At 71.4% G+C, this 21,550-nt stretch carries 25 protein-coding genes and 1 pseudogene; 10 read left to right on the plus strand and 16 right to left on the minus strand.

Annotated elements, in window-relative coordinates:
* Positions 1 to 82: 82 nt before the first annotated feature.
* The gene (locus OG542_RS02750; protein WP_328407839.1) at positions 83 to 1,051 is read right to left on the minus strand and encodes an aldo/keto reductase; all 969 of its coding nucleotides are present in this window, start codon (positions 1,049 to 1,051) and stop codon (positions 83 to 85) included.
* Positions 1,052 to 1,265: 214 nt separating this feature from the next.
* Here OG542_RS02750 and OG542_RS02755 point away from each other — a divergent pair, with 214 nt between their 5' ends.
* Positions 1,266 to 2,141 (plus strand): hypothetical protein, encoded by an 876-nt coding sequence (locus OG542_RS02755; protein ID WP_328407841.1) that lies wholly within the window; start codon positions 1,266 to 1,268, stop codon positions 2,139 to 2,141.
* Between the two features lie 3 nt (positions 2,142 to 2,144).
* On the opposite strand, the gene OG542_RS02760 is transcribed toward OG542_RS02755, so the two are convergent.
* Both OG542_RS02760 and OG542_RS02765 read right to left on the minus strand, forming a co-directional pair.
* Positions 2,145 to 2,681 (minus strand): flavoprotein, encoded by a 537-nt coding sequence (locus OG542_RS02760; protein WP_328407843.1) that lies wholly within the window; start codon positions 2,679 to 2,681, stop codon positions 2,145 to 2,147.
* A 28-nt stretch (positions 2,682 to 2,709) separates the two neighbouring features.
* Positions 2,710 to 3,168: a nuclear transport factor 2 family protein gene (locus OG542_RS02765; RefSeq protein WP_328407845.1), complete on the minus strand. Its 459-nt coding sequence runs from the start codon at positions 3,166 to 3,168 to the stop codon at positions 2,710 to 2,712.
* A gap of 92 nt (positions 3,169 to 3,260) precedes the next feature.
* Between OG542_RS02765 and OG542_RS02770 the strand changes: the two genes are divergently transcribed.
* Positions 3,261 to 3,812, plus strand: coding sequence for a TetR/AcrR family transcriptional regulator (locus tag OG542_RS02770; RefSeq protein WP_328407847.1), 552 nt, complete (start codon positions 3,261 to 3,263; stop codon positions 3,810 to 3,812).
* A 9-nt stretch (positions 3,813 to 3,821) separates the two neighbouring features.
* Here the strand turns inward: OG542_RS02770 and OG542_RS02775 are convergent, their stop codons facing one another.
* Both OG542_RS02775 and OG542_RS02780 read right to left on the minus strand, forming a co-directional pair.
* Positions 3,822 to 4,022, minus strand: coding sequence for a ferredoxin (locus OG542_RS02775; RefSeq protein ID WP_372498772.1), 201 nt, complete (start codon positions 4,020 to 4,022; stop codon positions 3,822 to 3,824).
* A gap of 18 nt (positions 4,023 to 4,040) precedes the next feature.
* Positions 4,041 to 5,237 carry a cytochrome P450 gene (locus tag OG542_RS02780; protein ID WP_328407849.1) on the minus strand — a complete coding sequence of 399 codons (1,197 nt, stop codon included), beginning with the start codon at positions 5,235 to 5,237 and terminating at the stop codon, positions 4,041 to 4,043.
* A 368-nt stretch (positions 5,238 to 5,605) separates the two neighbouring features.
* Here OG542_RS02780 and OG542_RS02785 point away from each other — a divergent pair, with 368 nt between their 5' ends.
* A complete protein-coding gene (locus OG542_RS02785) occupies positions 5,606 to 6,238 on the plus strand; it encodes a LysE/ArgO family amino acid transporter (RefSeq protein WP_328407851.1) in 633 nt (210 codons plus the stop codon).
* 75 nt (positions 6,239 to 6,313) lie between these two features.
* Positions 6,314 to 6,763: a nitroreductase family deazaflavin-dependent oxidoreductase gene (locus OG542_RS02790; RefSeq protein ID WP_184587106.1), complete on the plus strand. Its 450-nt coding sequence runs from the start codon at positions 6,314 to 6,316 to the stop codon at positions 6,761 to 6,763.
* A 95-nt stretch (positions 6,764 to 6,858) separates the two neighbouring features.
* Here OG542_RS02790 and OG542_RS02795 read toward each other — a convergent pair whose 3' ends face one another.
* Positions 6,859 to 7,779, minus strand: coding sequence for a cation diffusion facilitator family transporter (locus tag OG542_RS02795; protein ID WP_328407853.1), 921 nt, complete (start codon positions 7,777 to 7,779; stop codon positions 6,859 to 6,861).
* 157 nt (positions 7,780 to 7,936) lie between these two features.
* Between OG542_RS02795 and OG542_RS02800 the strand changes: the two genes are divergently transcribed.
* From OG542_RS02800 to OG542_RS02810, 3 genes and pseudogenes are all read left to right on the plus strand, one after another.
* Positions 7,937 to 8,959, plus strand: coding sequence for a glutathione S-transferase family protein (locus tag OG542_RS02800; protein WP_328407855.1), 1,023 nt, complete (start codon positions 7,937 to 7,939; stop codon positions 8,957 to 8,959).
* Between the two features lie 40 nt (positions 8,960 to 8,999).
* On the plus strand, positions 9,000 to 9,296 hold the full coding sequence (locus OG542_RS02805; protein WP_184587111.1) for a DUF4235 domain-containing protein: 297 nt from the start codon (positions 9,000 to 9,002) through the stop codon (positions 9,294 to 9,296).
* A gap of 185 nt (positions 9,297 to 9,481) precedes the next feature.
* Positions 9,482 to 9,586, plus strand: a pseudogene (locus tag OG542_RS02810) (thioesterase family protein); the annotation flags it as partial.
* Between the two features lie 23 nt (positions 9,587 to 9,609).
* Here the strand turns inward: OG542_RS02810 and OG542_RS02815 are convergent.
* The 8 genes from OG542_RS02815 to OG542_RS02850 form a co-directional block, all read right to left on the minus strand.
* Positions 9,610 to 10,002, minus strand: a complete 393-nt coding sequence (locus tag OG542_RS02815) for a VOC family protein (protein WP_184587117.1) — start codon at positions 10,000 to 10,002, stop codon at positions 9,610 to 9,612.
* A 78-nt stretch (positions 10,003 to 10,080) separates the two neighbouring features.
* Positions 10,081 to 10,545, minus strand: a complete 465-nt coding sequence (locus OG542_RS02820) for a pyridoxamine 5'-phosphate oxidase family protein (RefSeq protein WP_328407858.1) — start codon at positions 10,543 to 10,545, stop codon at positions 10,081 to 10,083.
* 250 nt (positions 10,546 to 10,795) lie between these two features.
* Entirely contained in the window at positions 10,796 to 12,046 is a 1,251-nt protein-coding gene (locus OG542_RS02825) for a cytochrome P450 (RefSeq protein ID WP_328407860.1), read from the minus strand.
* Positions 12,043 to 12,648, minus strand: coding sequence for a GTP-binding protein (locus tag OG542_RS02830; RefSeq protein WP_311129290.1), 606 nt, complete (start codon positions 12,646 to 12,648; stop codon positions 12,043 to 12,045). The genes OG542_RS02825 and OG542_RS02830 overlap by 4 nt, the downstream gene beginning before the upstream one ends.
* Positions 12,629 to 13,000 (minus strand): DUF742 domain-containing protein, encoded by a 372-nt coding sequence (locus OG542_RS02835; RefSeq protein WP_215116839.1) that lies wholly within the window; start codon positions 12,998 to 13,000, stop codon positions 12,629 to 12,631. Before OG542_RS02835 ends, OG542_RS02830 begins: the two co-directional genes overlap by 20 nt.
* On the minus strand, positions 12,997 to 13,407 hold the full coding sequence (locus OG542_RS02840; RefSeq protein WP_193481281.1) for a roadblock/LC7 domain-containing protein: 411 nt from the start codon (positions 13,405 to 13,407) through the stop codon (positions 12,997 to 12,999). Before OG542_RS02840 ends, OG542_RS02835 begins: the two co-directional genes overlap by 4 nt.
* Before the next feature lie 5 nt (positions 13,408 to 13,412).
* Entirely contained in the window at positions 13,413 to 15,134 is a 1,722-nt protein-coding gene (locus tag OG542_RS02845) for a sensor histidine kinase (protein WP_328407868.1), read from the minus strand.
* A gap of 250 nt (positions 15,135 to 15,384) precedes the next feature.
* Positions 15,385 to 16,329, minus strand: coding sequence for a GlxA family transcriptional regulator (locus OG542_RS02850; RefSeq protein WP_328407870.1), 945 nt, complete (start codon positions 16,327 to 16,329; stop codon positions 15,385 to 15,387).
* A gap of 71 nt (positions 16,330 to 16,400) precedes the next feature.
* Between OG542_RS02850 and OG542_RS02855 the strand changes: the two genes are divergently transcribed.
* Positions 16,401 to 17,351, plus strand: a complete 951-nt coding sequence (locus OG542_RS02855) for an NADP-dependent oxidoreductase (RefSeq protein WP_311129287.1) — start codon at positions 16,401 to 16,403, stop codon at positions 17,349 to 17,351.
* Positions 17,352 to 17,742: 391 nt separating this feature from the next.
* On the opposite strand, the gene OG542_RS02860 is transcribed toward OG542_RS02855, so the two are convergent.
* Both OG542_RS02860 and OG542_RS02865 read right to left on the minus strand, forming a co-directional pair.
* Entirely contained in the window at positions 17,743 to 18,849 is a 1,107-nt protein-coding gene (locus OG542_RS02860) for an NAD(P)-dependent alcohol dehydrogenase (protein ID WP_328407874.1), read from the minus strand.
* 23 nt (positions 18,850 to 18,872) lie between these two features.
* Positions 18,873 to 20,327 carry an aldehyde dehydrogenase family protein gene (locus OG542_RS02865; RefSeq protein WP_328407876.1) on the minus strand — a complete coding sequence of 485 codons (1,455 nt, stop codon included), beginning with the start codon at positions 20,325 to 20,327 and terminating at the stop codon, positions 18,873 to 18,875.
* A 103-nt stretch (positions 20,328 to 20,430) separates the two neighbouring features.
* On the opposite strand from OG542_RS02865, the gene OG542_RS02870 reads away from it, so the two are divergent.
* Positions 20,431 to 20,868 carry a MarR family winged helix-turn-helix transcriptional regulator gene (locus tag OG542_RS02870; protein ID WP_311129284.1) on the plus strand — a complete coding sequence of 146 codons (438 nt, stop codon included), beginning with the start codon at positions 20,431 to 20,433 and terminating at the stop codon, positions 20,866 to 20,868.
* A 228-nt stretch (positions 20,869 to 21,096) separates the two neighbouring features.
* Positions 21,097 to 21,477 (plus strand): anti-sigma factor antagonist, encoded by a 381-nt coding sequence (locus OG542_RS02875; protein WP_261683310.1) that lies wholly within the window; start codon positions 21,097 to 21,099, stop codon positions 21,475 to 21,477.
* Positions 21,478 to 21,550: the final 73 nt, after the last annotated feature.

Consider the following 21,550-nt stretch of genomic DNA (forward strand, 5'->3'; position numbering starts at 1 on the left):
TCCGCGGGAAGGCTGTGGTTCGTCTGCGGCGCCGTTGTGGCTTGTCGCGCAGTTCCCCGCGCCCCTAAAAAGGCAGGGCGATTCAGTGTCCCGCGATGGGATGGGGCGTGTAGGGACGCTCCAGCTCCTCGAGCTCCTTGTCCGTCAGCTGGAGTTCCACGGCTGCCAGCGCGTCCTCCAGATGCCGGGGCTTCGACGCTCCTACGATCGGCGCTGTGACCGTGGACTGGTGGAGCAGCCAGGCCAGGGCCACCTGGGCGCGGGGGACGTCGCGGTCGGCCGCGATGCGGGTGACGGCCTCGACGATGGTGCGGTCGCCCTCCTGGTACAGGTTGCTCCCGAAGGTGTCGGTGGCGCTGCGCTCGGTCGTGGTGTCCCAGTCGCGGGTGAGACGGCCGCGGGCGAGCGGACTCCAGGGCAGCACGCCCACACCCTGGTCCGCGCACAGGGGCAGCATCTCGCGCTCCTCCTCGCGGTAGACGAGGTTGTAGTGGTTCTGCATGGAGACGAAGCGCGTCCAGCCGTTCAGCCGGGCGGTGTACTGGGCTTTGGAGAACTGCCAGGCGTACATCGAACTGGCCCCGATGTAGCGGACCTTGCCGGCCTTGACGACGTCGTGCAGGGCCTCCATCGTCTCCTCGACCGGGGTGTACGGGTCGAAGCGGTGGATCTGGTAGAGGTCGACGTAGTCGGTGCCGAGGCGGGTCAGGCTCTGGTCCAGCTCGGTGATGATCGCCTTGCGGGACAGTCCGCCGCCGTTCGGCCCGGGCCGCATGCGGCCGTGCACCTTCGTCGCGAGCACGATCTCGTCGCGGCGGGCGAAGTCGCGCAGGGCACGGCCGACGATCTCCTCGCTGGTGCCGTCGGAGTAGACGTTGGCCGTGTCGAAGAAGTTGATCCCCGCCTCGATCGCCTGCCGGATCAGCGGGCGCGAGGCCTCTTCGTCGAGGGTCCACTCGTGACGGCCACGGTCGGGCAGGCCGTAGGTCATGCACCCCAGACAGATCCGGGAGACGTCCAGGCCCGTCGAACCGAGCTTCACGTACTGCATCGTTGCTGCTCCTGCCTTCGGGAGGGGTTTCCAGGGGGAGCGTACGTGCTCGTGTGCGCTCGAAGGCAGGGTGCGCCGGACCGGCTGACGGGCCGTCATCGTTGCTGCCCCCAGGTGACCGGACGGCGTGGGAGCGGCGAGGCGGCGGGGCCGCTGCCGCATCCTCGGCGCAGGTGACCGGCGCCCGGCCGGTCGGCGGCGTACGGGAGAACGCGTGGCGGCACGACGGAGGACACTCAGGATCCTGACCGGGGCGGCCGCGGCGTCCCTCGCCCTGGTCTCGACCGCCTGGAGCCGGCCGGACCCGCCCGGACACGAGGTCCGGGCCCAGGCTCCGGCGGCCGAGGGACCGGCGACGCTGTGCGCACCCGCGGGCGTCCTGCGCGGCGCGGACGGCGAGCGGGCCACGGTCAGCCTGTGCGCGGGCAGCGGCACCCCGGTGATGGCGGTCTCGGCTCCTGCGAACTGCAGCCGTCCCGGCACGTCCGTCCGGTACGCCTGTCTGACCTCCGGTACCTGGACGGCGAAACGCCAGGGCAGGACGGTCGCCTCCGGGACACTGCCCGGTTCGCAGCCGTACCCCGGCCCTGGGGTCTACGACGTCACGGCCACCGTGCACGTCCGCTCCACGCCGGGCGGTGTGGACCTGCGCGGCACGGTCCGGGCCGTGCTCACCCTGAGCGCGCCGAAGCAGCGGCCCACGCACCGCGTCGAGGTCGACCGGACCGCCCTGCGTCGCGGGGCCACCACCACGCTGACGTACCGGGTGTACCGCGACAGCGAACAGGGCGACGGCAGTGCCCGCTTCGGTCTGATCGGCGAGGAGAGCACGGGGGTGCGGATCAGCACGGCGGACGCCCGGTGCGTCAATCCGCTCATCGGACGGGCCCCGTCGAAGGCCAGGCTGACGTACTCCGTGGACTGTGCGCTGACCGATCTCCAGCCGGGCCGTCCGGCCACCGTGCGGGTCCAGGTCACACAGGGGTCCGCCTGCTCGACGGTGGTCTCGAAGCTGGGCTACTGGATGCCGCGCGGGCAGGCGCTCTACACCGGCGGCATGGTGGAGGGGCCCACGGTCGGCTGCGGCTGACCGTCAGCCCTGTTCGACCAGGTCCAGCGCCCGTTCCCACCCGAACTCCGGCCGGCCGCCGTCCTCGCCCGGCTCTCCGGTGTACGGCTCCCCGAACCGCACGCCCATCCCCCGCAGCCGTTCGAGGCTGTCCCGGTAGGCGGGGTGGGCGGCCAGCGCGTCGGCCACGCACGGCAGGACGGCGATCGGCACGCCGAGCCCCGCGGTCTCGCACAGGGTGCCCAGCGCGAGGGTGTCGGCGATGCCGGCCGCCCACTTGTTGACGGTGTTGAAGGTGGCGGGTGCGACGACCACGGCGTCGGGTGCCGGGAACGGGCGTGGATCGCTCGGGGTGCGCCACGCCGAGCGGATCGGTCGGCCCGTCTGGGCTTCGACGGCGGCGGTGTCGAAGAAGCCGTTCATGGCTACCGGCGTCGCGATGACTCCGACCTCCCAGTCGCGCTCCTGCGCGGCGGTGATCAGTTTGCTGACGTCCGCGGCGATTCCGGCGGCGCAGACGACGACGTGGAGGAAGGGTTTGCGGGCGGCCTGGTCGGTCATCCCGGAAACCTTAGCGACTCCCCCGGGGTCACCGGAGCGGGAAGGTGTGACCGCGCTCCGGTTCCGGCCGCGGTCCGAGGATGCGGCGCTCGTTCTCCTCGATCGGTACGTCGTTGATGCTCGCCTCGCGGCAGGTCATCAGGCCGTGCTCGTCGAACTCCCACAGCTCGTTGCCGTAGGAGCGCCACCACTGTCCCTCGGCGTCCCGGCACTCGTACTGGAAGCGGACGGCGATGCGGTTGCCGTCGAAGGCCCACAGGTCCTTGCGCAGCGCGTACTCCCGCTCGCGCTCCCACTTGCGGGTCAGGAATTCCACGATCCGGGCGCGGCCGGTGACGAAGGTGTCGCGGTTGCGCCAGACGGAGTCCTCCGAGTAGGCGAGGGCGACCTTGTGCGGGTCGCGGGTGTTCCAGGCGTCCTCGGCGGCCTGGACCTTCTGTGCGGCGCTCTCGCGGGTGAAGGGCGGCAGGGGCGGTCGGTCCGTCATTGATTCTCCCTGGTCACAGCGGGGAACGAGCGTTCTCCCGGTGGCTGCTACGGTAGGAGAACGTTCGTTCTCTCGCCAAGGAGTGGTGGTCCATGGACAGCGCGGTGGCCCGGGAGCGGGCGCTGGACGCGGCCGAGGAGCTGTTCTACGGGCGCGGCGTGCAGTCCGTCGGGATGGACGACGTCCGCGGCACGTCCGGGGTCTCGCTCAAGCGGCTCTACCAGCTGTTCCCGGGAAAGGAGCAGCTGGTGGAGGCGTATCTGGAGCGGCGCGACGCGCGCTGGCGCGGGCAGCTGGCCGAGTACGTCGAGCGGCACGGGGAGCCCCGGGAACGGATCCTGGCCGTGTTCGACTGGCTCGGCGGGTGGTTCGGCGAGCCGGACTTCCGCGGCTGCGCGTGGCTCAACGCCTACGGTGAGCTCGGCGCCACGTCCGCGCGCGTGGCCGGCCAAGTGCGTGCGCACAAGCGGGCGTTCCGGGACTACCTCGCCTCGCTCGTGGACGCGGCGGGGCTGCCCGACGCGCTGGCCGGGCAGCTGTTCCTTCTGGCCGAGGGTGCCATGGTCACGGCGGGTGTCACCAGGAGCGCCGAGCCCGCTGCCGAAGCGCGCGAGGCGGCCCGGCTGCTCCTGCGGACCACGTGAGGCCGGGCTTCAGCTCACCCTCTCCGAGACGGTGATTGCGCTCACCGGACAGGCCCGGGCCGCCTCCCGCACCAGCGGGCTGCCGCCGCCGTCCTCCTGTCCGGGCAGCAGGGCGCTGTAGCCGTCGTCGTCCTGGGTGAACACCTCCGGGGCGGTCAGGGCGCACTGGCCCGCGCCGATGCAGACGTCCGTGTCGATCTCGATGTCGATGTGCATGGCGGAAGCCTCTTACCAGGTCACGGGGAGTTCCAGCATCCCCTGGATCGTGTCGCCCGGCTTGAAGGGGATCTCGTCGGCCGGGGCGGCCAGGCGCAGGCCGGGCAGCCGGTCGAAGAGGGTGTGCAGGGCGATCTCCAGTTCGGCGCGGGCGAGGTTCTGACCGAGGCACTGGTGGATGCCGAAGCCGAACGCCACGTGGTGCCGGGACGGGCGATTCCAGTCGAGCGTGTCCGGCTCGGGGTAGACCGTCTCGTCGCGGTTGATGACGGAGGTCGCGAAGACCACGCCCTCGCCCTTGCGGATCGTCGTCCCGGCCACCTCGATGTCCTCGACGGCCAGGCGCAGCATGCCGTCCGCGATCGACAGCATCCGCATCAGCTCCTCGACCGCGGTCGGCAGCAGCCGCGGGTCCGCGCGCAGTTCGGCGAGCCGCTCGGGGTGCTGGAGCAGGGTGAAAGTGCCGAGCGAGATCATGTTGGCGGTCGTCTCGTGGCCCGCGACCAGCAGGATGAGAGCCATGGCGATCAGGCCCTCGCGGTCGAGTGCGCCGTCGCTCAGCTGCCGGTGGACCAGGTCGTCCAGCAGACCGGTGCCTCGGTCCTTCTGCTTGCGGTCGATCAATTCACCGAAGTACGCCTCCAGCCGGTCGCGGGCGTCCAGCACGTCGGCGGTCTCCGGGCCGCGCAGCAGCCGCCGCGACTGGGTCTCGAAGAAGTCGTGGTCGGAGTACGGGACGCCGAGCAGGGCGCAGATCACCATGGACGGCACGGGCAGCGCGAAGGCGGTCACCAGGTCCGCCGGCGGGCCCTGGGCGATCATCGCGTCGAGCCGTTCGTCGACGATCTGCTGGATCCGTGGCCGGAGTTCGGCGGCCCGCTTGAGGGTGAAGTCCCCGACGACCATGCGCCGCTGGGTACGGTGTTCGGGATCGTCGACGCCGAGCAGGGCCGTTCTGCGGTTGCGGATCCCGGCGAACCTCTTGGTCGGGGCGGGGAAGCCGGGCCGGTCGCGGTTGGACGACAGGCGCGGGTCGGCCAGCAGCGCGCGGGCGATCGCGTGCCCGCTGACCAGCCAGGCCTCTCGGCCGTCGAAGAGGGTGATGCGGGTGAGGGGACGCTCGGTGCGCAGCGAGTCGTAGGCGGCGGGCGGGTGGTAGGGGCAGGTCCGGCTCTGGGGGAAGGCGACGGGTGCGGTCGTTTCCGTCATGAAGACCTCGCAGACGAGTAGTGCGTCGTGCCGATCATCATTAGATGCCCCGGGCACCTATAGGGCGACGCGAAGTTCGGCCAGATCGGTGGCGGCGGCAACATGGCCGGGGAATGCCGTCTTCACGTTCGAAATCCGGGGCCTAGGCCTGTGGTGCGCTGCCATGGCCCCTGCCGGGAGCCGGAGGCTCCGGGGACGTCATGGCGGCGATTCGAAAACCGGTTGTCGATGCGGCGGGACAGGACCCAGGATCCAGCCATGGCTAAGTTCGATGTCCTTCCGCCGTCGCTGCCGCTGTCCGTCGCCGCTTCTGCCGCGCGCCGACAGCAGCGGTCCGGCCGCCGTGGAGGGCCGACGCCGACGCCGTCATGACGGCCGCGCTCGTCGCGGGGCTGCTCGCCGGGTACGGCATCGCCGTCCCCGTGGGCGCGGTCGGGACCTACCTCGTCTCCCTCACCGCCCGCACGTCCCTGCGGACCGGTGTCTGCGCCGCGCTCGGCGTCGCCACCGCGGACGGGCTGTACGCCCTCGCCGCCACGCTCGGGGGCACGGCCCTGGCCGCCGCGCTGCGGCCGGTGCTCGGGCCGCTGCGCTGGGTCTGTGTCCTGGTGCTGCTCGGGCTGGCCCTGCGGGGCGCGGTCACCGCCGTGCGCGAGTACCGCGGGCACCGGCTCGCCACGCGGACGGCTCCCGCTCCCCCGAGTCCCGCCCGGGCCTACACAGTGCTGCTCGGCATCACCCTGCTCAATCCCACCACCGTGATCTACTTCGCGGCGCTCGTGCTCGGCTCCCAGGCCACGGGTCCGGCCGGGCCGATGGAACAGGGTGTGTTCGTCCTGGCCGCCTTCGCCGCCTCCGCCGGCTGGCAGGTGCTGCTCGCCGGGAGCGGAGCCCTGCTGGGCCGGGCGCTGACCGGTCACCGGGGCCGGCTGGCGACTGCGCTGGTGGCGAGCGGGGTGATGACGGCTCTGGCCGTGCGGATGGCCGTTTCTCCAGGATGATTCCCGGGTGTACCGGTGTTGAGGGCTGGTACCAGTTACCAGTCGGCCTCTGACACGACGATGGGACGGATTGCCATGCCTCTCGAAGGCGAGTACGAACCCAGCACGACGCAGTGGGTGCGCAAGCAGGTGGAACTGTACGAGAGCTCCGGCGGCACGGAGGGGACGACGCTGCAGGGCTCCAAGATGCCGGTGGTGGTCCTGACCTCACGGGGCGCCAAGAGCGGCAAGCTGCGCAAGACACCGGTGATGCGGGTGGAACACGAAGGGCGTTACGCCGCTGTCGCCTCCCTCGGCGGTGCGCCCAAGCACCCGGTCTGGTACTTCAACCTCAAGTCCGACCCGCATGTGGAGCTCCAGGACGGTCCCCGGAAGCAGGACATGACCGCCCGTGAGGTCACGGGCGAGGAGAAGTCCGAGTGGTGGGACCGGGCCGTCGCGGCGTATCCGGCGTACGCGGACTACCAGAAGAAGACGGACCGCGAGATCCCGTTGTTCGTGCTGGAGCCGGCCGAGGGCGGGTGACGCGGAGCCGACCCGCCCGACTCCCCGGGAAAGGCCACCGGGCAGAAAATTTCTGCCCGGTGTGCATGAACCGTCGGGGTCGGGGCACGCGTGGTTCAGGCCCCGCCGCGTTCCCCCGTCGCGGCGGGGCTTTCTGCTGCCTCGTGGGCGCGGTGGTCCGTGACGTCGAGGAAGATCTGGTGCGCCTCGGGCACCGTCCGGGCGATGGAGCGCTTGATGCGGACGGCGACGTCCTCGACGTGCTCGCTGTCCAGGCCGGGCACCAGGTCGACGCGGGCGGCCACGAGGGCCGAGTCGAGGCCCGTCTTCATCGTGAACAGCGCCTCCACGCTGTCGATCTCGGGCTGCGCCCGCAGCAGCGCCTGGATCCGCCCGCTCGCCTCCGAGTCGGCCGCCTCGCCGATCAGCTGGTCGCGCGCGTCCCGGCCCAGCCGGAAAGCGACGTAGACCAGCAGGGCGCCGATCGCGAGTGAGGCGGACGCCTCCCACACCACCTGGCCGGTGACCATGTGCAGTGCCATGCCCACCATGGCCAGCGAGACACCGAGCACCGCGGTGCCGTCCTCGGCGACTACCGTCCGCAGGGCCGGATCGCGCAGCCCGGCTCGCGTACCGCCCTGCCGGCGCACCTGATACAGGGCGCGCAACAAAGAACCGCCCTCCGCGAGGAGGGCGATGCCGAGCACGATCAGGCCGGCGACATAGCCGCTGAGTTTCTCCTCCGATCCGCTCGCGAGTGCCTCGAAGCCCTGGAAGAACGAGAAGCAGCCGCCCATGACGAAGATCCCGACCGCCGCGAGGAGCGACCAGAAGAATCGCTCCTTGCCGTAGCCGAAGGGATGACGCCGGTCGGCGGGGCGGCGGCTGCGGCGCAGCGCCGCCAGCAGGAACACCTCGTTCAGGCTGTCGGCCACCGAGTGGGCCGCCTCCGACAGCAGTGCGGGTGAACCCGCCAGCAGGCCGCCGACGGCCTTGGCGACCGCGATCACCAGGTTGGCCGCGAGCGCCACCAGCACGGTGACGCGTGTCCTCCGATCAGATCCTTGTTCAGTCACCCACGCCGATTGCCCCGGTCGGCGGTGCTCACACCGTGCCGTCGGCGGAAAAAGGGGAACGCGTTCACCAGGGCACTCGCACGACCAGCAGGTCACGTACGACAAGGAGGTCACCGCCATGAGCCGCGACGACGGCGACGGCAACAGCGCCTATGGCAGGAGGACGTTCAAACGGTCCAAGGCGCATTTCGCGGACCGGATCACGACGGACGGCCGGGACGGCTGGCCGGTGGAGGCAGGCCGCTACCGTCTGGTCATCAGCCGCGCCTGCCCGTGGGCGAGCCGGTCACTGGTCTCCCGGCGGCTGCTCGGCCTGGAGGACGCGCTGTCCCTGGCCGTCGCCGATCCGATCCAGGACGACCGCAGCTGGCGCTTCACGCTGGACGAGGACGGCCGCGACCCGGTCCTCGGCATCCGCTACCTCTGCGAGGCCTACGACCGGCGGGAGACCGACTATCCCGGCGGTGTCAGCGTGCCGGCGATCGTGGACGTGCCCAGCGGGAAGCTGGTCACCAACGACTACCAGCAGCTCACGCTCGACCTCGCGACCGAATGGACGGCCCTGCACCGGGAGGGTGCACCCGACCTGTACCCGGATGCGCTGCGCGACGAGATCGACGAGGTGATGGCTGACGTCTACGAGGACGTCAACAACGGCGTCTACCGGGCGGGGTTCGCCACCGAGCAGGAGGAGTACGAGAGCGCCTGTGCGGGCGTGTTCCGGCGGCTGGAGCTGCTCGCGGGCCGGCTGGAACGGCAGCGGTACCTCGTCGGCGACACGATCACCGAGGCGGACATCCGGCTGTTCACCACGCTGGTCCGCTTCGACGCGGTCTACCACGGCCACTTCAAGTGCAACCGCTGGAAGCTGACGGAGAACCAGGTGCTGTGGGGGTACATCCGTGACCTGTACCAGACGCCCGGGTTCGGCGACACCGTCGACTTCGACCACATCAAGCGCCACTACTACCAGGTGCACACAGGCATCAACCCGACCCGGGTCGTGCCGCTGGGCCCGGACCTGTCCGGATGGCTGACCCCGCACCACCGCGAGGAGCTGGGCGGCCGGCCGTTCGGTGACGGCACGCCGCCGGGGCCGGTCCGCGCCGAGGAGCGGATCCCGGCCGCGCACACCCCCTGACCATTTCCATCCACCCCCCTGAGCGACCAAGGAGACCCACGTGGCGAAGAAAAAGAAGATGCCCATGGCCTACCAGCCCCTCGGCTTCGTGCTGGGCTGGTCGAGCGGCTGGCTGGCCGGGCTCGCCTTCCGCAAGACGTGGATGGCGATCCGGCACGAGGAAGACGCGCCCGACGCGCTGGACCGGGACCGCGGCTGGGGCGAGATCTTGCTGGCCGCCGCGGTCCAGGGCGCCATCTTCGCGGTGGTGCGCAGCGCCGTGGACCGCGCGGGCGCCAAGGCCATCGAGCGTTCGACCGGCACGTGGCCGGCCGACGAGAAGGGCGGCAGGGACTGACAAAGGCCCCGGCCCCGCCCGGCCTGTGCGGCGGGCGGGGCCGGCCTGTGCCCGCAATCCGCTCAGCCGTCCACCTTGATCGTCTTCATGGTGAGGTGTGACTCGAGGCGCAGGACGGCGGGCAGTCCGCTGAGCTTGCCCATCATGAAGGCCTCGTAGGCGGCGTGGTCGGCCACGGGTGGAGACCCTCCGGCCAGGGCGTCACCAGCACCGTCCTGCACGACCTCACCGGCCCCGTCGGGCACGCCCAGCAGATCCTCGCCCTCCGGCCCCTGCCGACGGCGTCCTGAACGGCGCCGGGGGAACGCCGCCTTCAACCCTGCTTGGGTGCCGTCGGCGCGGTGCGGCGCAGGGTGAAGGAGTGGCCTGCCGGGTCGGCGTAGCCGCGTTCCTCCAGGGGGCCCGAGGCGTCCTTGGCCTCCAACGGACGTCCGCCCAGGCTGATGACGCGGCGTTCCACCGCATCGAGGTCGTCCACCACGAACTCAAGGTGGGCCTGGAGCGAGTTCTCGGGGCGCGGCCAGCTGGGCGGGGTGGCGTTGACGTCCCGGCGCAGGGCGATCCGGAAGCCGTCGGCGCTCTTGATCTCCACCCGGTTGGCCGTCGCGTCCGACTCCTCCCCTTCCAGCAACTCCTTGTAGAACACGGCGAGCTTCTCGGGCTCGGCGCAGTCGAGCACCAGAACACCCGCTTTCACCAGGGCCATGTCTCCTCCGCAGGATTCCGGCCGCGGGGCGTGCTGCCCCGCTGCCTCGTACTGTGCGGTTATCCCGGTACGGCCGATTCAGTCGGCCGTCCACCACCGTCCGTCACGCATGAGTTCACGTCCGTCCAGTTCGTCGGCCTCCCGCCAGGCCTGCACCCGCCGCGGTACGACGCGGAAGTAGAGGTACGGCGTGGCCAGCCGGCGGGGATCGAACCCGGTCTTGGCGGCGAAGAGTTCGGCGTCCTGTTCCGTCAGCTCGCCGGGCTGGACGGTCTCGACGGTGCCCTCGACGAGGACGACGTCACGGGTCGGCCCGATGCCCACCCGGGCCCGGCCGGTCGCGGTCAGGTTCCGTCCGGTGGGGCTGGACGCGGGCGTGGCGAACAGCAGATAGGAGCCGTTCCAGAGGAAGGACAGCGGGACTAGGTACGGCGTCCCCGACGCGGTGCCGGCCGTGGCGACCCAGGCGTCCACGTCGTGGTCCAGACGGTGCAGGGTGTCCTTCTTGCGCAGCTCAGCGCTGCGTACGGGTGGGGACGTCATCGTCGGTGCGCCTCCTGAAGAGTCGTCAGAACGGACGGGGTCCAGTGTGACGCCACGAGGCTGGGGAGGCCCGGCGGAGGGGCCGAGCAAGGTGAGGGACGAGGGAGACTGGGCGCTGACCACCGGCCGCTACGCCGCGGCGAAGGAGGGCCCGGTGGCCATGGCCGAGCAGGCCGGGCGGGGCTCGGTGGACGACCTGCTGGCCGTGTGACCACGTGCTGGTGCCCGGCCGGACGGCCGGGCACCGCCGTTATACGGCGAACTCGACCGGCAGGCTGTCCAGCCGGGACTCCCACGTGGAGGCGGTCGAGGTGAGCTCATCCGGCGGAGCGGCCAGGCTCAGGCCCGGCAGGCGGTGCAGCAGGACGTCCACGGCGATCGCGATGATGGACTGGCCGATGCTCTGGCCGGGACACTCGTGCGGACCGGAACTGAACGCCAGATGCGCCTGGTTGCCCTGGACCGAGACATCGGTATCCGGCCGGACGTCGGGGTCGAGGTTGCCCGCCGCGAGGCCCAGCAGCAGCAGGTCGCCCTCCTGGATCTGGTGACCACCGAGTTCCAGGTCGCCGGCGGCGAACCGGCCCGGCAGCACGGCCAGCGGCGGGCTGTTCCACATGACCTCCTCCACCACGGCGGAGATGTTCAGCTGCCCGCTGATCAGTCCGGAGAGCCGGGCGGTGTCGGTGAGGACCAGCTGGAGGACCCGCGCCAGCAGGTTGCTGGTCGTGGTGTGCGCGGCGATCAGCACGAGACGCAGATGGCTGACCACCTCCTCCTCGTCGAGCCCGGCCGTGTGCTCCAGCAGAGCGGTGGTGAAATCACCGCCGGGTTCGGACCGCTTGCGCTCGGCCAGTTCGCCGAGGATCACCATGATGCGCTCGTTGTGCGCGAGGGCGTCCTCACCGCCCTTGAAGACCTGGGCGCAGGACTCGACCAGATCCCGGCCCTCCGCCTCGGGAAGCCCGAGGATGCGGGAGAGGACGAGCATCGGCAGGTACTCGGCGTAGTCCTTCACGAGGTCGGCGCGTCCGGCGTCCGCGAACGCGTCGATCTGCTTGTTCGCGAAGTGGGTCGCGTGGCGTCGGATGCCCCGGACCGCGGCGGCCTGGAGTCCGTCGGTGACGGCGGCCCGCAGTCTGCGGTGCGGTTCTCCGTCCTGGGACACGCAGTCCGGCCGCCAGCCGAGCATCGGGATCAGGGGCGAGGTCTCCTCCACGCGCCCCTCCGCCCAGTCCCGCCAGATGCGCGCGTCCCGGCTGAACTGGCGGGGGTTGTCGAGCACCCGCCGGTTGTCGCGGTAGCCGAGGACCAGCCAGGCGGGCACGTCGCCTTCGAGCAGGACGGGCGCGATCGAGCCGTGTTCCTTGCGCAGCCGCTCGTAGATGCCCACCGGGTCGGTCGCCGCCTCCGGCCCGTACAGCCGGGCCAGGTCGGCCCCGTGATGGGCGACGGGGCAGCCGCGCGGGGCCTGAACGGCGTTTTCGGTCTGATCGTTCATCGGGGCTCCAGGGCCACGGCCGAGCGTTCCTTCAGATGGTGGATCAGGGCGACGAGGACGTCCCGGCTGGAGGCCCGGTCGCGGGCGTCGAAGGCTATGACCGGGGTGTGCTCGGGGATGTCCAAGGCGTCCCGGATCTCCTCGACCGGGTAGTTGCTGGAGTCGGGGAAGACGTTCAGGGCGACGACGAAGGGGACTTCCTGCCGCTCCATCTCCTCGATCGCCCGGAAACTGGATTCCAGGCGGCGGGTGTCCACCAGGACGATCGCGCCGAGGGCCCCTTTGAACAGCCCGTTCCACAGGAACCAGAACCGCTCCTGGCCCGGCGTGCCGAACAGGTACAGCACCAGGCTCTCGTTGATGCCGATCTTGCCGAAGTCCAGGCTGACGGTGGTCTGCGTCTTGTCGGCGACGCCGATGAGACGGTCGACGTCGGCACTGGCCTGGGTGAGCGTCTCCTCGGTGGTGAGCGGCTTGATGTCGCTGACCGACCGGACCATGGTGGTCTTCCCGGTGCCGAACCCGCCGGCGATCATCACCTTCACCGAGCGGGCGTCCCCGCCCGCCCGCCCTCCGGGTTGGTCAAAGCCTTTCAAGTCCACTGAGTACCTCCTCAAGGAGCGCGAGGTCGGGCCCGCGGCCGGCGTCGTGTGCCGGGATGGGGTTACGGGCTTCGACGCGACCTGCGACCAGCAGGTCCGACAGCAGCACCGCGAGAATGTTGAAGGGCAACCCGAGGTGAGCGCCGAGTTCGGCGACCGACAGCGGATCGCGGCAGCGGCGGAGAATCTCCTCGTGCTCGTGCTGCATGCCAGGTAACGGGGCGGCGCGGGCGACGACAAGGGTCGCCACGTCGAGGCTCGACGCCGAACCGCCCGGTCCGCTGCGTCCTCCGGTGAGGACGTAGTAGCGCTCGAGACCGGACGGGTCCGACGGTCTGCGGGGAGCACTCATCCAGAGTGCTCCTCCAGGCGCGGAGTGGTGCCGAGGAGCTCACCCATCCTGCGGGCCAGGTCTCTCATCTGGTGCCCGAGCAGGCCCTGGTCGAGGCCTTCCCTGGCGAGGACACCGAGGTACGTCTCCACACCGGCACGGACCACGAAGAGGTGACCGCCGTCGACTTCGATCATCGCGAGGCGCAACTGCCCGGCGTACTGGGGGAACTGCTCGGCGACCGGCTGGGCGAGGGCCTGCAGGCCGGCCACCACGGCGGCGAAGCGGTCGACGTCGTCGGGGTCTTCTGCGCCGTAGGAGGTGATGGCCTTGCCGTCGCTGGAGGCCACGAGGGCGAAGCGGATCTCCTGGATGCTCTCGACGAGATCGCGGAGCGCCCAGCTCACATCGGTTCCTTGTTGCGTCATGAGGACTAGTCGCTCTCTTCGGTGCGGTGCTCGGTGGACTCGCGTCCGGCGTGGGGGTCGCGGTCGCCTGCCGCCCGGTACGCCTCCTCGGCGTCGCGTCCGGCGGTGGCGAAGGCGGCGAGACCGGAGAACGAGGCGTCCGGCGGGACGGCGGCGACGGTGCTCCTGTCGCTCCGCTCGGCCTGCCCGGTCTCGGCCGCTTCGTTCCGCTTGCTGCGGCGCCGGGGCAGTCCGCCGGGCGTGGTCTCCGCGGCCTCGGCCGGTGCCGGTGCCGGTGCGGTGACCGTCTCGCGCGCCGGGGCCGCGCTGGCGGTGCGGACCTCCGGGGCGGGCGCGACCGGTGTGGCGGCGACCGCGGGCAGGGGGCTGAAGTACTTGTGCGGAACCACGACCACCACGGAGGTGCCGAGCCACGGGGAGTCCGCGAAGGTGACGCGGATCCCGTAGCGACGGGCGAGGGCACCGACGACGCGCAGACCGATGTTCGCGTCCTCGGTGATACCGCCGAGGCCCGCTCCGGGAGCGGTGCCCGCGAGGGCGTGCTCGGCCTCGCGCTTCTTCTCCTCGCTCAGGCCCTTGCCCGAGTCCTGGATCTCGATGCCGACGCCGTTGGGCACCTCCTTGCCGGAGATGAGCACCGGCTCGGTGGGCGGCGAGTAACGGGCCGCGTTGTCGAGAAGGTGAGCGAAGATCAGCGTGAGGTGGTCCACGAGACCGCCGTCGACGCCGAGTTCGGGCAGGTGGCGGACCTGGATCCGGTGGAAGTCCTTGATCCGTCCGATGCCGCCGCGCGCCACGCTCAGCAGCCGCTGCGGCTCCTGCCACTGCCGGCCGGGCCGGTCGGAGCCGCCGAGCACGCCGATGCTGGCGGCGAGACAGTCGGCGGGGCCGATCTCCTGGTCGAGCTCCATCAGGCCCCGGGCGACGGCCGGCAGCCTGCCGTGCTCGCCCTGCATCTCGTGCAGGCGGCCGCGTAGCTTGCTGGTCAGCACGTGGATGCGGTTGCCGATGCTGATGACGGCCTGCTCGGCGGAGGTGGAGCGGTCGAACTCCGACTCGAGGCCGATCAGGGAGGTCCGCAGCACCTTGCGCAGCTCGGCCTGGAGGTCGGCACTGACCTTGGCGCACTGATTGACGGTGGGCAGGACGTCGTCGATGGCGTCGCCGGAACGCAGCCTCGCCATCGCGTCGGGGAGCTGCTCGTCGGCGAGCCGGGCGACCGCGGCGAGCTGGTGGGAGAGTTGTTCCTGCCAGACCTCGGCCTGGTCGGCGAGCTGGGCCTCGTACGACGTGGCCTGCTCGGTCAGCCGTTCCTCGTAGGCCCGGGAGGTGTCGGAGAGCTGCGTCTCGTACGTGGCGCTCTGGTCGGCCAGGCGCCGCTCGTAGGTCGCGTTCTGCTCGGTGAGCTGGGACTCCAGGGTGGCGCGCTCGGCGGAGAACTTCCGTTCCAGGCCGGCCACATGCTGCTGCCACTGCTGGTTGTGCTCGGCCTGCGTGGTACGGAAGGAGTTCTCCGCCCGGTGCAGTTGTGCCCGGGTGCGCAGCAGCAGGCGTACGCACAGGGTGCCGGCAGCCGTAGCCGCGAGACCGGCGACGGCCGCGGTTATTCGCTCCGAGCTCATGAACGTGGCGGCAACGGCCCCGCCTCCCAAGCCCAGCGGCATCAACCACCAGCTGTACCAGGCGACAGGGGCCCGCGCCGCCGGTGGCGGAGTGGCGAGTTCCATCTGCATCCTTCGAAGCAACACGAATGAACAGGGGGGTGTGGACCGCACTCATGAGTACGCACCGCGAGCCGACCGGACGCGATCGCGTCAACTCGCAGCGCCGATCGGAACCTTATCGGGTTTAGACCCGAAAGGATCAAACCCGTCGGTCTGCGGACGTGAGGGTTCCGTCACGCTTCGACAGAAGGCAACAGGTCGACAAATACCTTTGCTGGCTTCGGGAGTTGGCCGCGTACAAGGCCGCGGGATGTCAGCGTGCGGTCTGGAAGGTGCGGCGGTACGCCTGCGGGGACACCCCGATCGCCGCTTGGAGGTGCTGGCGCAGGGACGCGCCCGTCGCGAAGCCCACGCGGCCGGCGATCTGGTCCACCGTGAGGTCGCTGGACTCCAGCAGATGCCGGGCCCGGGCCACGCGCTGCTGGATCAGCCAGCGGCCGGGGCTGAGGCCGACCTCGTCGTGGAAGCGGCGGGCGAAGGTGCGCTGGCTCATCCGGGCGTGACCGGCGAGGTCGGCCAGAGTCAGGGGTTCGCCGAGGCGTTCCAGAATCCAGGCGCGGGTGGCCGCGGTGCTCGCGGCGCCCTGTTCGGGGACGGGCTGTTCGATGTACTGGGCCTGGCCGCCGTCCCGGAACGGCGGGACCACGCAGCGGCGGGCGACGGTGTTGGCCAGCCGGCTGCCGTGGTCCTTGCGGACCAGGTGCAGGCAGACGTCCACGCCGGAGGCGGCTCCGGCGGAGGTGAGGAAGGGGTGGTCGTCGACGAACAGCACGTCCGGGTCGAGGTCGACGAGCGGGAACATGCGCCGGAACCGGTCGGCGACCTGCCAGTGGGTGGTCGCCCTGCGCCCGTCGAGGAGCCCGGCGGCGGCGAGGACGAAGGCGCCGGTGCAGATGGAGACGATGCGCGTTCCGGGCCGGATGAGCGCGAGGGCGGTGAGGACGTCGTCGGGCACCTCGTCGGTCAGGTGGGCCGGCGCGACGGGCGCGATCACCACGGTGCCTGCCGTGGCCAGGGCCTCGGGGCCGTGTTCCACGGTGACCCCGAAGTCCGCGTTGGTGCGCACCGGACCGCCGTCGACCGAGCAGGTCAGCACCTCGTACCGGCCGTCGGCGGCGCCGAGGATCCGGCTGGGGATGCCCAGCTCGAAGGGGTACACCCCGTCCAGGGCCAGGACCACCACTCGTTCACGTCGCATGGCACGATCCTATCGAAGGTTGGCAATCTTGCCATTGGCGAGTCGGGTGTGAACCGGCACGCTGGATGACCATGAGCACACAGAACACGATGCGAGCCATCAGTCAGGACGTCCTCGGCGGTCCCGAGGTCCTCAAGGAAGTCGAAGTCGAGCGCCCGGTACCGGGGCCGAACCAGGTGCTGGTCCGGGTGCGGGCCGCCGGGGTCAATCCGACCGACTGGAAGCACCGCGCGACCGGCGGCTTCCTGGGCGACGCGCCCTTCGTCCTCGGCTGGGACGTCTCCGGGGTGGTGGAGGCGGTCGGCATCGGCGTCGTGGCCTTCGCGCCCGGTGACGAGGTCTTCGGCATGCTGCCGTATCCGTACGGGCACGGCTCGCACGCGGAGTACGTCATCGCCCCGGTCCGCGCCCTCACCCGTAAGCCGGCCGGCATCGACCACGTCCAGGCGGGCGCGCTGCCGCTGGTCTCGCTCACGGCGTGGCAGGCGCTGGTCGAGCACGCGGACGTGCGGCCCGGGCAGCGGGTGCTGATCCACGCCGCCGCGGGCGGGGTCGGGCACGTGGCGGTGCAGATCGCCAAGGCGCGCGGCGCCTACGTGATCGGCACCGCGAGCGCGGGCAAGCACGAGTTCCTGCGCGGGATCGGCGTGGACGAGACGGTGGACTACCGGGAGACGGACTTCACCGAGGCCGTGAAGGACGTCGACGTCGTCCTGGACACGATCGGCGGCGACAACGCCTTGCGCTCACTGCGCGTCCTGCGCCCCGGCGGTGTCGTGGTCTCGATCCTCCCGGGCGGCTCGAACGACTTCTACGAGGAGGCCGAGCGGCTCGGCGTCCGGGGGCTCCGCATGCTCGTCGACGCCGACCGCAGCGACATGCGGTCGATCGCGGAACTCGCCGGGACGGGCAAGCTCCGCGCCACGATCGCCGGCACCTTCCCGCTGTCCGCCGCGGCGGAGGCCCACGCCTCGGGCGACACGGGCCGGACGACGGGGAAGCTGGTGCTGGTGAACGACTGAGCCGGGCCGGCCGGCGCACCTTCCGCCCGGCGTGTGCGGGCCCTGGCCGGGCGCCGTCCGGCGGCACGCGATCAACCGCGCCCGGTGCGTGCCGGCCGGCGCCGTGCGCTCGAGGCGGCTGGTGAGGCCGCAGGGGCTCCGCAGGGCCAGGCGTCGGGGCGGACCGGGCGTGCAGCGGCCGGAGAGACCCCGGCCCGGCAGGTCCCCACCCATCCGGCCGGCCCTCGGGCCACGCCCCTGCCCCTGTCGACCAGCCTGCAGGCGGCGGGAAGGGGGGCGAACCATCAGGTCCCGCCCGGCCACCGTCCAGACCCGCACCAGCCACTCGGACTCCCGACCACAGCCCGGCCGGCGGGGCCGTCTGCCGGTCCGCCCGGCCCGGCCGACCGCGTCAGAAGGTCAGCACCGGCTTGATCGTCTTGCCCGACTTCATGTCCTGGACCGCCCGGTCGATGTCCCCGAAGGGATACGTGCTGATCAGACGGTGCAGCGGCAGGCGGCCCTCCTTCACCAGGCGGACCAGGGCGGGGATCATGGTCTGGGTCTCGCTGTCGCCCAGGGTGAGGCCGACGATCCGCTTGCCGCCGAGCAGGCCGTTGACGTCCAGGGCGACCTCGGTGCCGAAGGGCGGGGCGCCCACGACGACCAGGGTGCCGCGGGCGGCGAGCGCGTCGACGCCCTGGCGCAGGACGCCGACGTTGCCCGTGGTCTCCACGACACCGTCCGCGCCCTGGCCGCCCGTGATGCCGGCGAGGGCCTCGGCCAGGTCGTTCCGGCTGGTGTCGACGGTGTGCGTGGCACCCAGCTCCGTCGCCAGGGAGAGGCGTTCGGCGACGCGGTCGACGGCGACGATCCTGGTGGCCGGGGTGAGGGCCGCCGCCATCACGGCCGACAGGCCGACCGCTCCGGCGCCCAGGACGACGACCGTGCCGCCCGTGCCGGGCTTCAGGACGTTCCACACGGCGCCCACACCGGTCTGTACGCCGCAGCCCAGCGGGGCGATCGACTCCAGCGGCACGTCCGGGTCGACCTTGACCAGGCTGCGCTCGTCGGCCAGTGCCCGCTCGGCGAAGGAGGACTGGCCGAAGAAGTGGCCGCCCAGGGCCTCGCCGTCCCGGCTGATGGTGTTCGACCCGTCGGCCCGGCTGCCGCCGAGCAGGTTCAGCGGCAGCCAGGTCGCGCAGTACGCGGGGTGCCCGCCGCGGCAGTTGCGGCAGTCTCCGCAGGAGGTGAAGGAGAGCAGGACGTGGTCGCCGGGCGCGACGCCGGTGACGGCGGAGCCGACGGCCTCGACGACGCCCGCGCCCTCGTGGCCGAGGACCCCGGGCAGCGGGAAGGGCAGTCCGCCGCTCGCCACCCCGAGGTCGGTGTGGCACAGGCCGGTGGCGACCATGCGGACCAGCGCCTCATGGGGGCCGGGTTCGTCGAGGACGACGTCGGAGAGGGTGAAGGGCGCGCCGCCGGACTCGACGACCGCGGCACGGGTGGTGGTGGGCATCGCAAGAGCTCCTTGACGGTGTCTCAGTCGAGCGAGACGACAACGGACTTGACCTTGGTGTAACCGGCGAGGGCCTCGGGCCCGTACTCGCGGCCGTAGCCGGAGTCCTTCACACCGCCGAAGGGCACGGCGGGGTCGAGCATCGCCCAGTCGTTGATCCAGACGATGCCGGCCTGGAGCCGGCCGGCGACCCGGTGGGCGCGGGCGAGGTGGCTGGTCTGGATGCCCGAGGCCAGGCCGTAGGGCGTGGAGTTGGCGAGGGCGACGGCCTCGTCCTCGTCGTCGAAGGGCTGCACGGTGAGGACGGGGCCGAAGATCTCCTCCTGGATCACGCGGGAGTCGTTCGACAGGTCGGCGATGACCGTGGGCTTGTAGTAGTAGCCGCCGCCGAGGTCGAGCCGCTCGCCGCCGCAGACGATGCGGGCGCCCTCCTTGCGGGCCAGGGCGACGTACTCCTCGACCTTCTTCAGGTGCTTCTCCGCCGCCATGGGGCCGATGACCGTGGCCGGGTCGCGCGGGTCGCCGATCGGCACGCCAGGCACGGCCTCGGCGAGGATGCCGAGCAGCGTCGGGTACACCGAGCGGGCCACCAGCAGGCGCGGGCCGCCCATGCAGAACTGGCCGGTGTTGAAGACGAAGCCCTTGATCACGGCGCCGACCGCCTTCTCCAGGTCGGCGTCCTCGAAGACGATGTGGGCCGCGTTCCCGCCGAGCTCCATGGTGACGGGCTTGAGCGCCTCGCCGGCGACGCTCGCCACGTGCCGGCCGATCGCGGTGGAGCCGGTGAAGGCGACCTTGTCGACACCGCGATGGCGCAGCAGCGCCTCGCCGGCCACCGGGCCGCTGCCGGTCACGACATTGACCACACCGTCGGGTACGCCCGCCTCCTGGAAGAGCCGGGCCATGTACAGGGCGCTGAGCGGGGTCTCGTCGGCGGGCTTGTGGACGACGGTGTTGCCGGCCGCGAGCGCGGGGCCGAGCTTGGAGCCGGCGAGGATCAGCGGAAAGTTGAACGGGGTGATCGCGGCGACCACACCGAGCGGCTCGCGCCTGGTGTAGGCCAGGGCGTTCATGGGGGTGTCGCGCAGGGCGCCGTCCTGGCTCTGGGCGAGGTTCGCGAAGTACTCGTAGTCGTTGGCCGCGTTCGTCACGTCGACCGCGCCGCACAGCGTGATCGGCTTGCCGACGTCCAGGCTCTCCAGGGCGGCCAGCTCGTCGGCGTTCTCGCGGATCAGCCGGGCGACGCGGTGCAGCACCCGGCCCCGCTCGCGGCCGCTCAGTCCGGACCAGGCGCCGTCTTCGTAGGCCTCGCGGGCGGCGCGTACGGCCGCGTCGACATCGGCGGCCCCCGCCTCCGCGACGGTGGTGACGACCGCGCCCCGGGACGGGTCGACCACCTCGGTACGCGCCCCGTCGGCGGCCTCGCGCCACCGGCCCCCGATGAACAGCTGTCCGGGGTCCCTCTCGAAGGTGGTCATCGCCGCTCCTCAGCGTCGTCGCCAAGATTTCAACAAACAGGATTCCTGTTGGTTCGCAGTCTCTTTACAGACAGGTTTCCTGTCAATGCTCTAGCCTGCATCCATGCTCGACACACAGGTGACCAAGGCGCCCCCTTCCCTGCTCTACATGGTCAAGCAGGTGGAGCTCGTCGTGCGCTCCCACCTGGACGAGCTGGTCAGACCGTCCGGGATCACCGCTCTCCAGTACACCGCGCTGACCGTCCTGGAGCGACACGACGGACTGTCGGCGGCCCAGCTGGCGCGCGACTCCTTCGTCACCGCGCAGTCCATCGCCGATCTCGTCCGCTCCCTGGAGGGCCGCGGGCTGGTGCGCCGGGAGCGCAACCCCCGCAACCGCCGCGAGCTGCTGATCCTGCTCACCGACGACGGCCGGGAGCTGCTCGCCCGGCACGCCGGGCCGGTCCGGGAGCTGGAGGAGCGCATGGTGCGCGACCTCACGGCACACCAGACCGAGCAGTTCCGCCAGGCCCTCACCAAGGCCTGGCACGCCCTGTCGTAGTCCGGAGCGCACGCCGTCGTAGTCCGGCGCGCACGCCTGGAATCGCGCCGGCGCTCACGCCCGCGCACTCCCCCGCGCGAACCTCGGCCAACTCGCCCGCAATTCAGAGACATATGTCAATCGAACATGCTCAAATTCACTCGTTGGAGGGTAACTTGCGGGGCGGGGAACGGTTTTGAGGACCGTGGCCCCTCCCCACGCACGGAGCAAGCTGGAGGCGATCTCGTCGTGCGGCAGGAACCTGCACCGCTCACCCGGCATCTGCGCGTCCGCCAGGAACGGGGGCACACCGTGCTGGAGTTCCGCGGCGAGATCGACCTCGCCGCGGCCACGGAGATCGCCCCGCACCTGGACCGGGAGACGAACCGCCGCGCCGCCCGGGTCGTGATCGACCTCAGCAGGATCGAGTTCTTCGACTGCTCGGGCCTGCGGTTGCTGTACCGGGCCAGGAGCCGGGTCCTCGACCGGGACGGTCAGGTACTCCTCGTCTGCGCCCACCCCCTGACCCTGCGGGTCCTGCGCATCACCGGCCTGTCCCGGCTGCTGCCGCCGCAGCCGACGCTGGACGCGGCCCTGGAACAGCCGGAGGCCACGTCCGGCTCGATGTGACGCCCGGGCACACCGTCCGTCCTTCCCTCCTTCCCTACGTCCCTTCCTGTCCGTGTGCGCCCTTTCGTGCTTC

The sequence above is a fragment of the Streptomyces violaceus genome (assembly GCF_036014075.1).
In the GTDB taxonomy this organism is placed as follows: domain Bacteria; phylum Actinomycetota; class Actinomycetes; order Streptomycetales; family Streptomycetaceae; genus Streptomyces; species Streptomyces violaceus.

What these genes read in the sequence shown, in the direction of transcription:
- OG542_RS02800 (WP_328407855.1), top strand. Translation starts at nt 7,937, where the DNA reads ATGAGCCGCGACGACGGCGACGGCAACAGCGCCTATGGCAGGAGGACG.
- OG542_RS02780 (WP_328407849.1), bottom strand. Translation starts at nt 5,237, where the DNA reads ATGACGGAAACGACCGCACCCGTCGCCTTCCCCCAGAGCCGGACCTGC.
- OG542_RS02870 (WP_311129284.1), top strand. Translation starts at nt 20,431, where the DNA reads ATGCTCGACACACAGGTGACCAAGGCGCCCCCTTCCCTGCTCTACATG.
- OG542_RS02770 (WP_328407847.1), top strand. Translation starts at nt 3,261, where the DNA reads ATGGACAGCGCGGTGGCCCGGGAGCGGGCGCTGGACGCGGCCGAGGAG.
- OG542_RS02820 (WP_328407858.1), bottom strand. Translation starts at nt 10,545, where the DNA reads ATGACGTCCCCACCCGTACGCAGCGCTGAGCTGCGCAAGAAGGACACC.
- OG542_RS02790 (WP_184587106.1), top strand. Translation starts at nt 6,314, where the DNA reads ATGCCTCTCGAAGGCGAGTACGAACCCAGCACGACGCAGTGGGTGCGC.
- OG542_RS02840 (WP_193481281.1), bottom strand. Translation starts at nt 13,407, where the DNA reads ATGACGCAACAAGGAACCGATGTGAGCTGGGCGCTCCGCGATCTCGTC.
- OG542_RS02835 (WP_215116839.1), bottom strand. Translation starts at nt 13,000, where the DNA reads ATGAGTGCTCCCCGCAGACCGTCGGACCCGTCCGGTCTCGAGCGCTAC.
- OG542_RS02760 (WP_328407843.1), bottom strand. Translation starts at nt 2,681, where the DNA reads ATGACCGACCAGGCCGCCCGCAAACCCTTCCTCCACGTCGTCGTCTGC.
- OG542_RS02825 (WP_328407860.1), bottom strand. Translation starts at nt 12,046, where the DNA reads ATGAACGATCAGACCGAAAACGCCGTTCAGGCCCCGCGCGGCTGCCCC.
- OG542_RS02815 (WP_184587117.1), bottom strand. Translation starts at nt 10,002, where the DNA reads ATGGCCCTGGTGAAAGCGGGTGTTCTGGTGCTCGACTGCGCCGAGCCC.
- OG542_RS02845 (WP_328407868.1), bottom strand. Translation starts at nt 15,134, where the DNA reads ATGGAACTCGCCACTCCGCCACCGGCGGCGCGGGCCCCTGTCGCCTGG.
- OG542_RS02865 (WP_328407876.1), bottom strand. Translation starts at nt 20,327, where the DNA reads ATGACCACCTTCGAGAGGGACCCCGGACAGCTGTTCATCGGGGGCCGG.
- OG542_RS02785 (WP_328407851.1), top strand. Translation starts at nt 5,606, where the DNA reads ATGACGGCCGCGCTCGTCGCGGGGCTGCTCGCCGGGTACGGCATCGCC.
- OG542_RS02855 (WP_311129287.1), top strand. Translation starts at nt 16,401, where the DNA reads ATGAGCACACAGAACACGATGCGAGCCATCAGTCAGGACGTCCTCGGC.
- OG542_RS02850 (WP_328407870.1), bottom strand. Translation starts at nt 16,329, where the DNA reads ATGCGACGTGAACGAGTGGTGGTCCTGGCCCTGGACGGGGTGTACCCC.
- OG542_RS02860 (WP_328407874.1), bottom strand. Translation starts at nt 18,849, where the DNA reads ATGCCCACCACCACCCGTGCCGCGGTCGTCGAGTCCGGCGGCGCGCCC.
- OG542_RS02765 (WP_328407845.1), bottom strand. Translation starts at nt 3,168, where the DNA reads ATGACGGACCGACCGCCCCTGCCGCCCTTCACCCGCGAGAGCGCCGCA.
- OG542_RS02750 (WP_328407839.1), bottom strand. Translation starts at nt 1,051, where the DNA reads ATGCAGTACGTGAAGCTCGGTTCGACGGGCCTGGACGTCTCCCGGATC.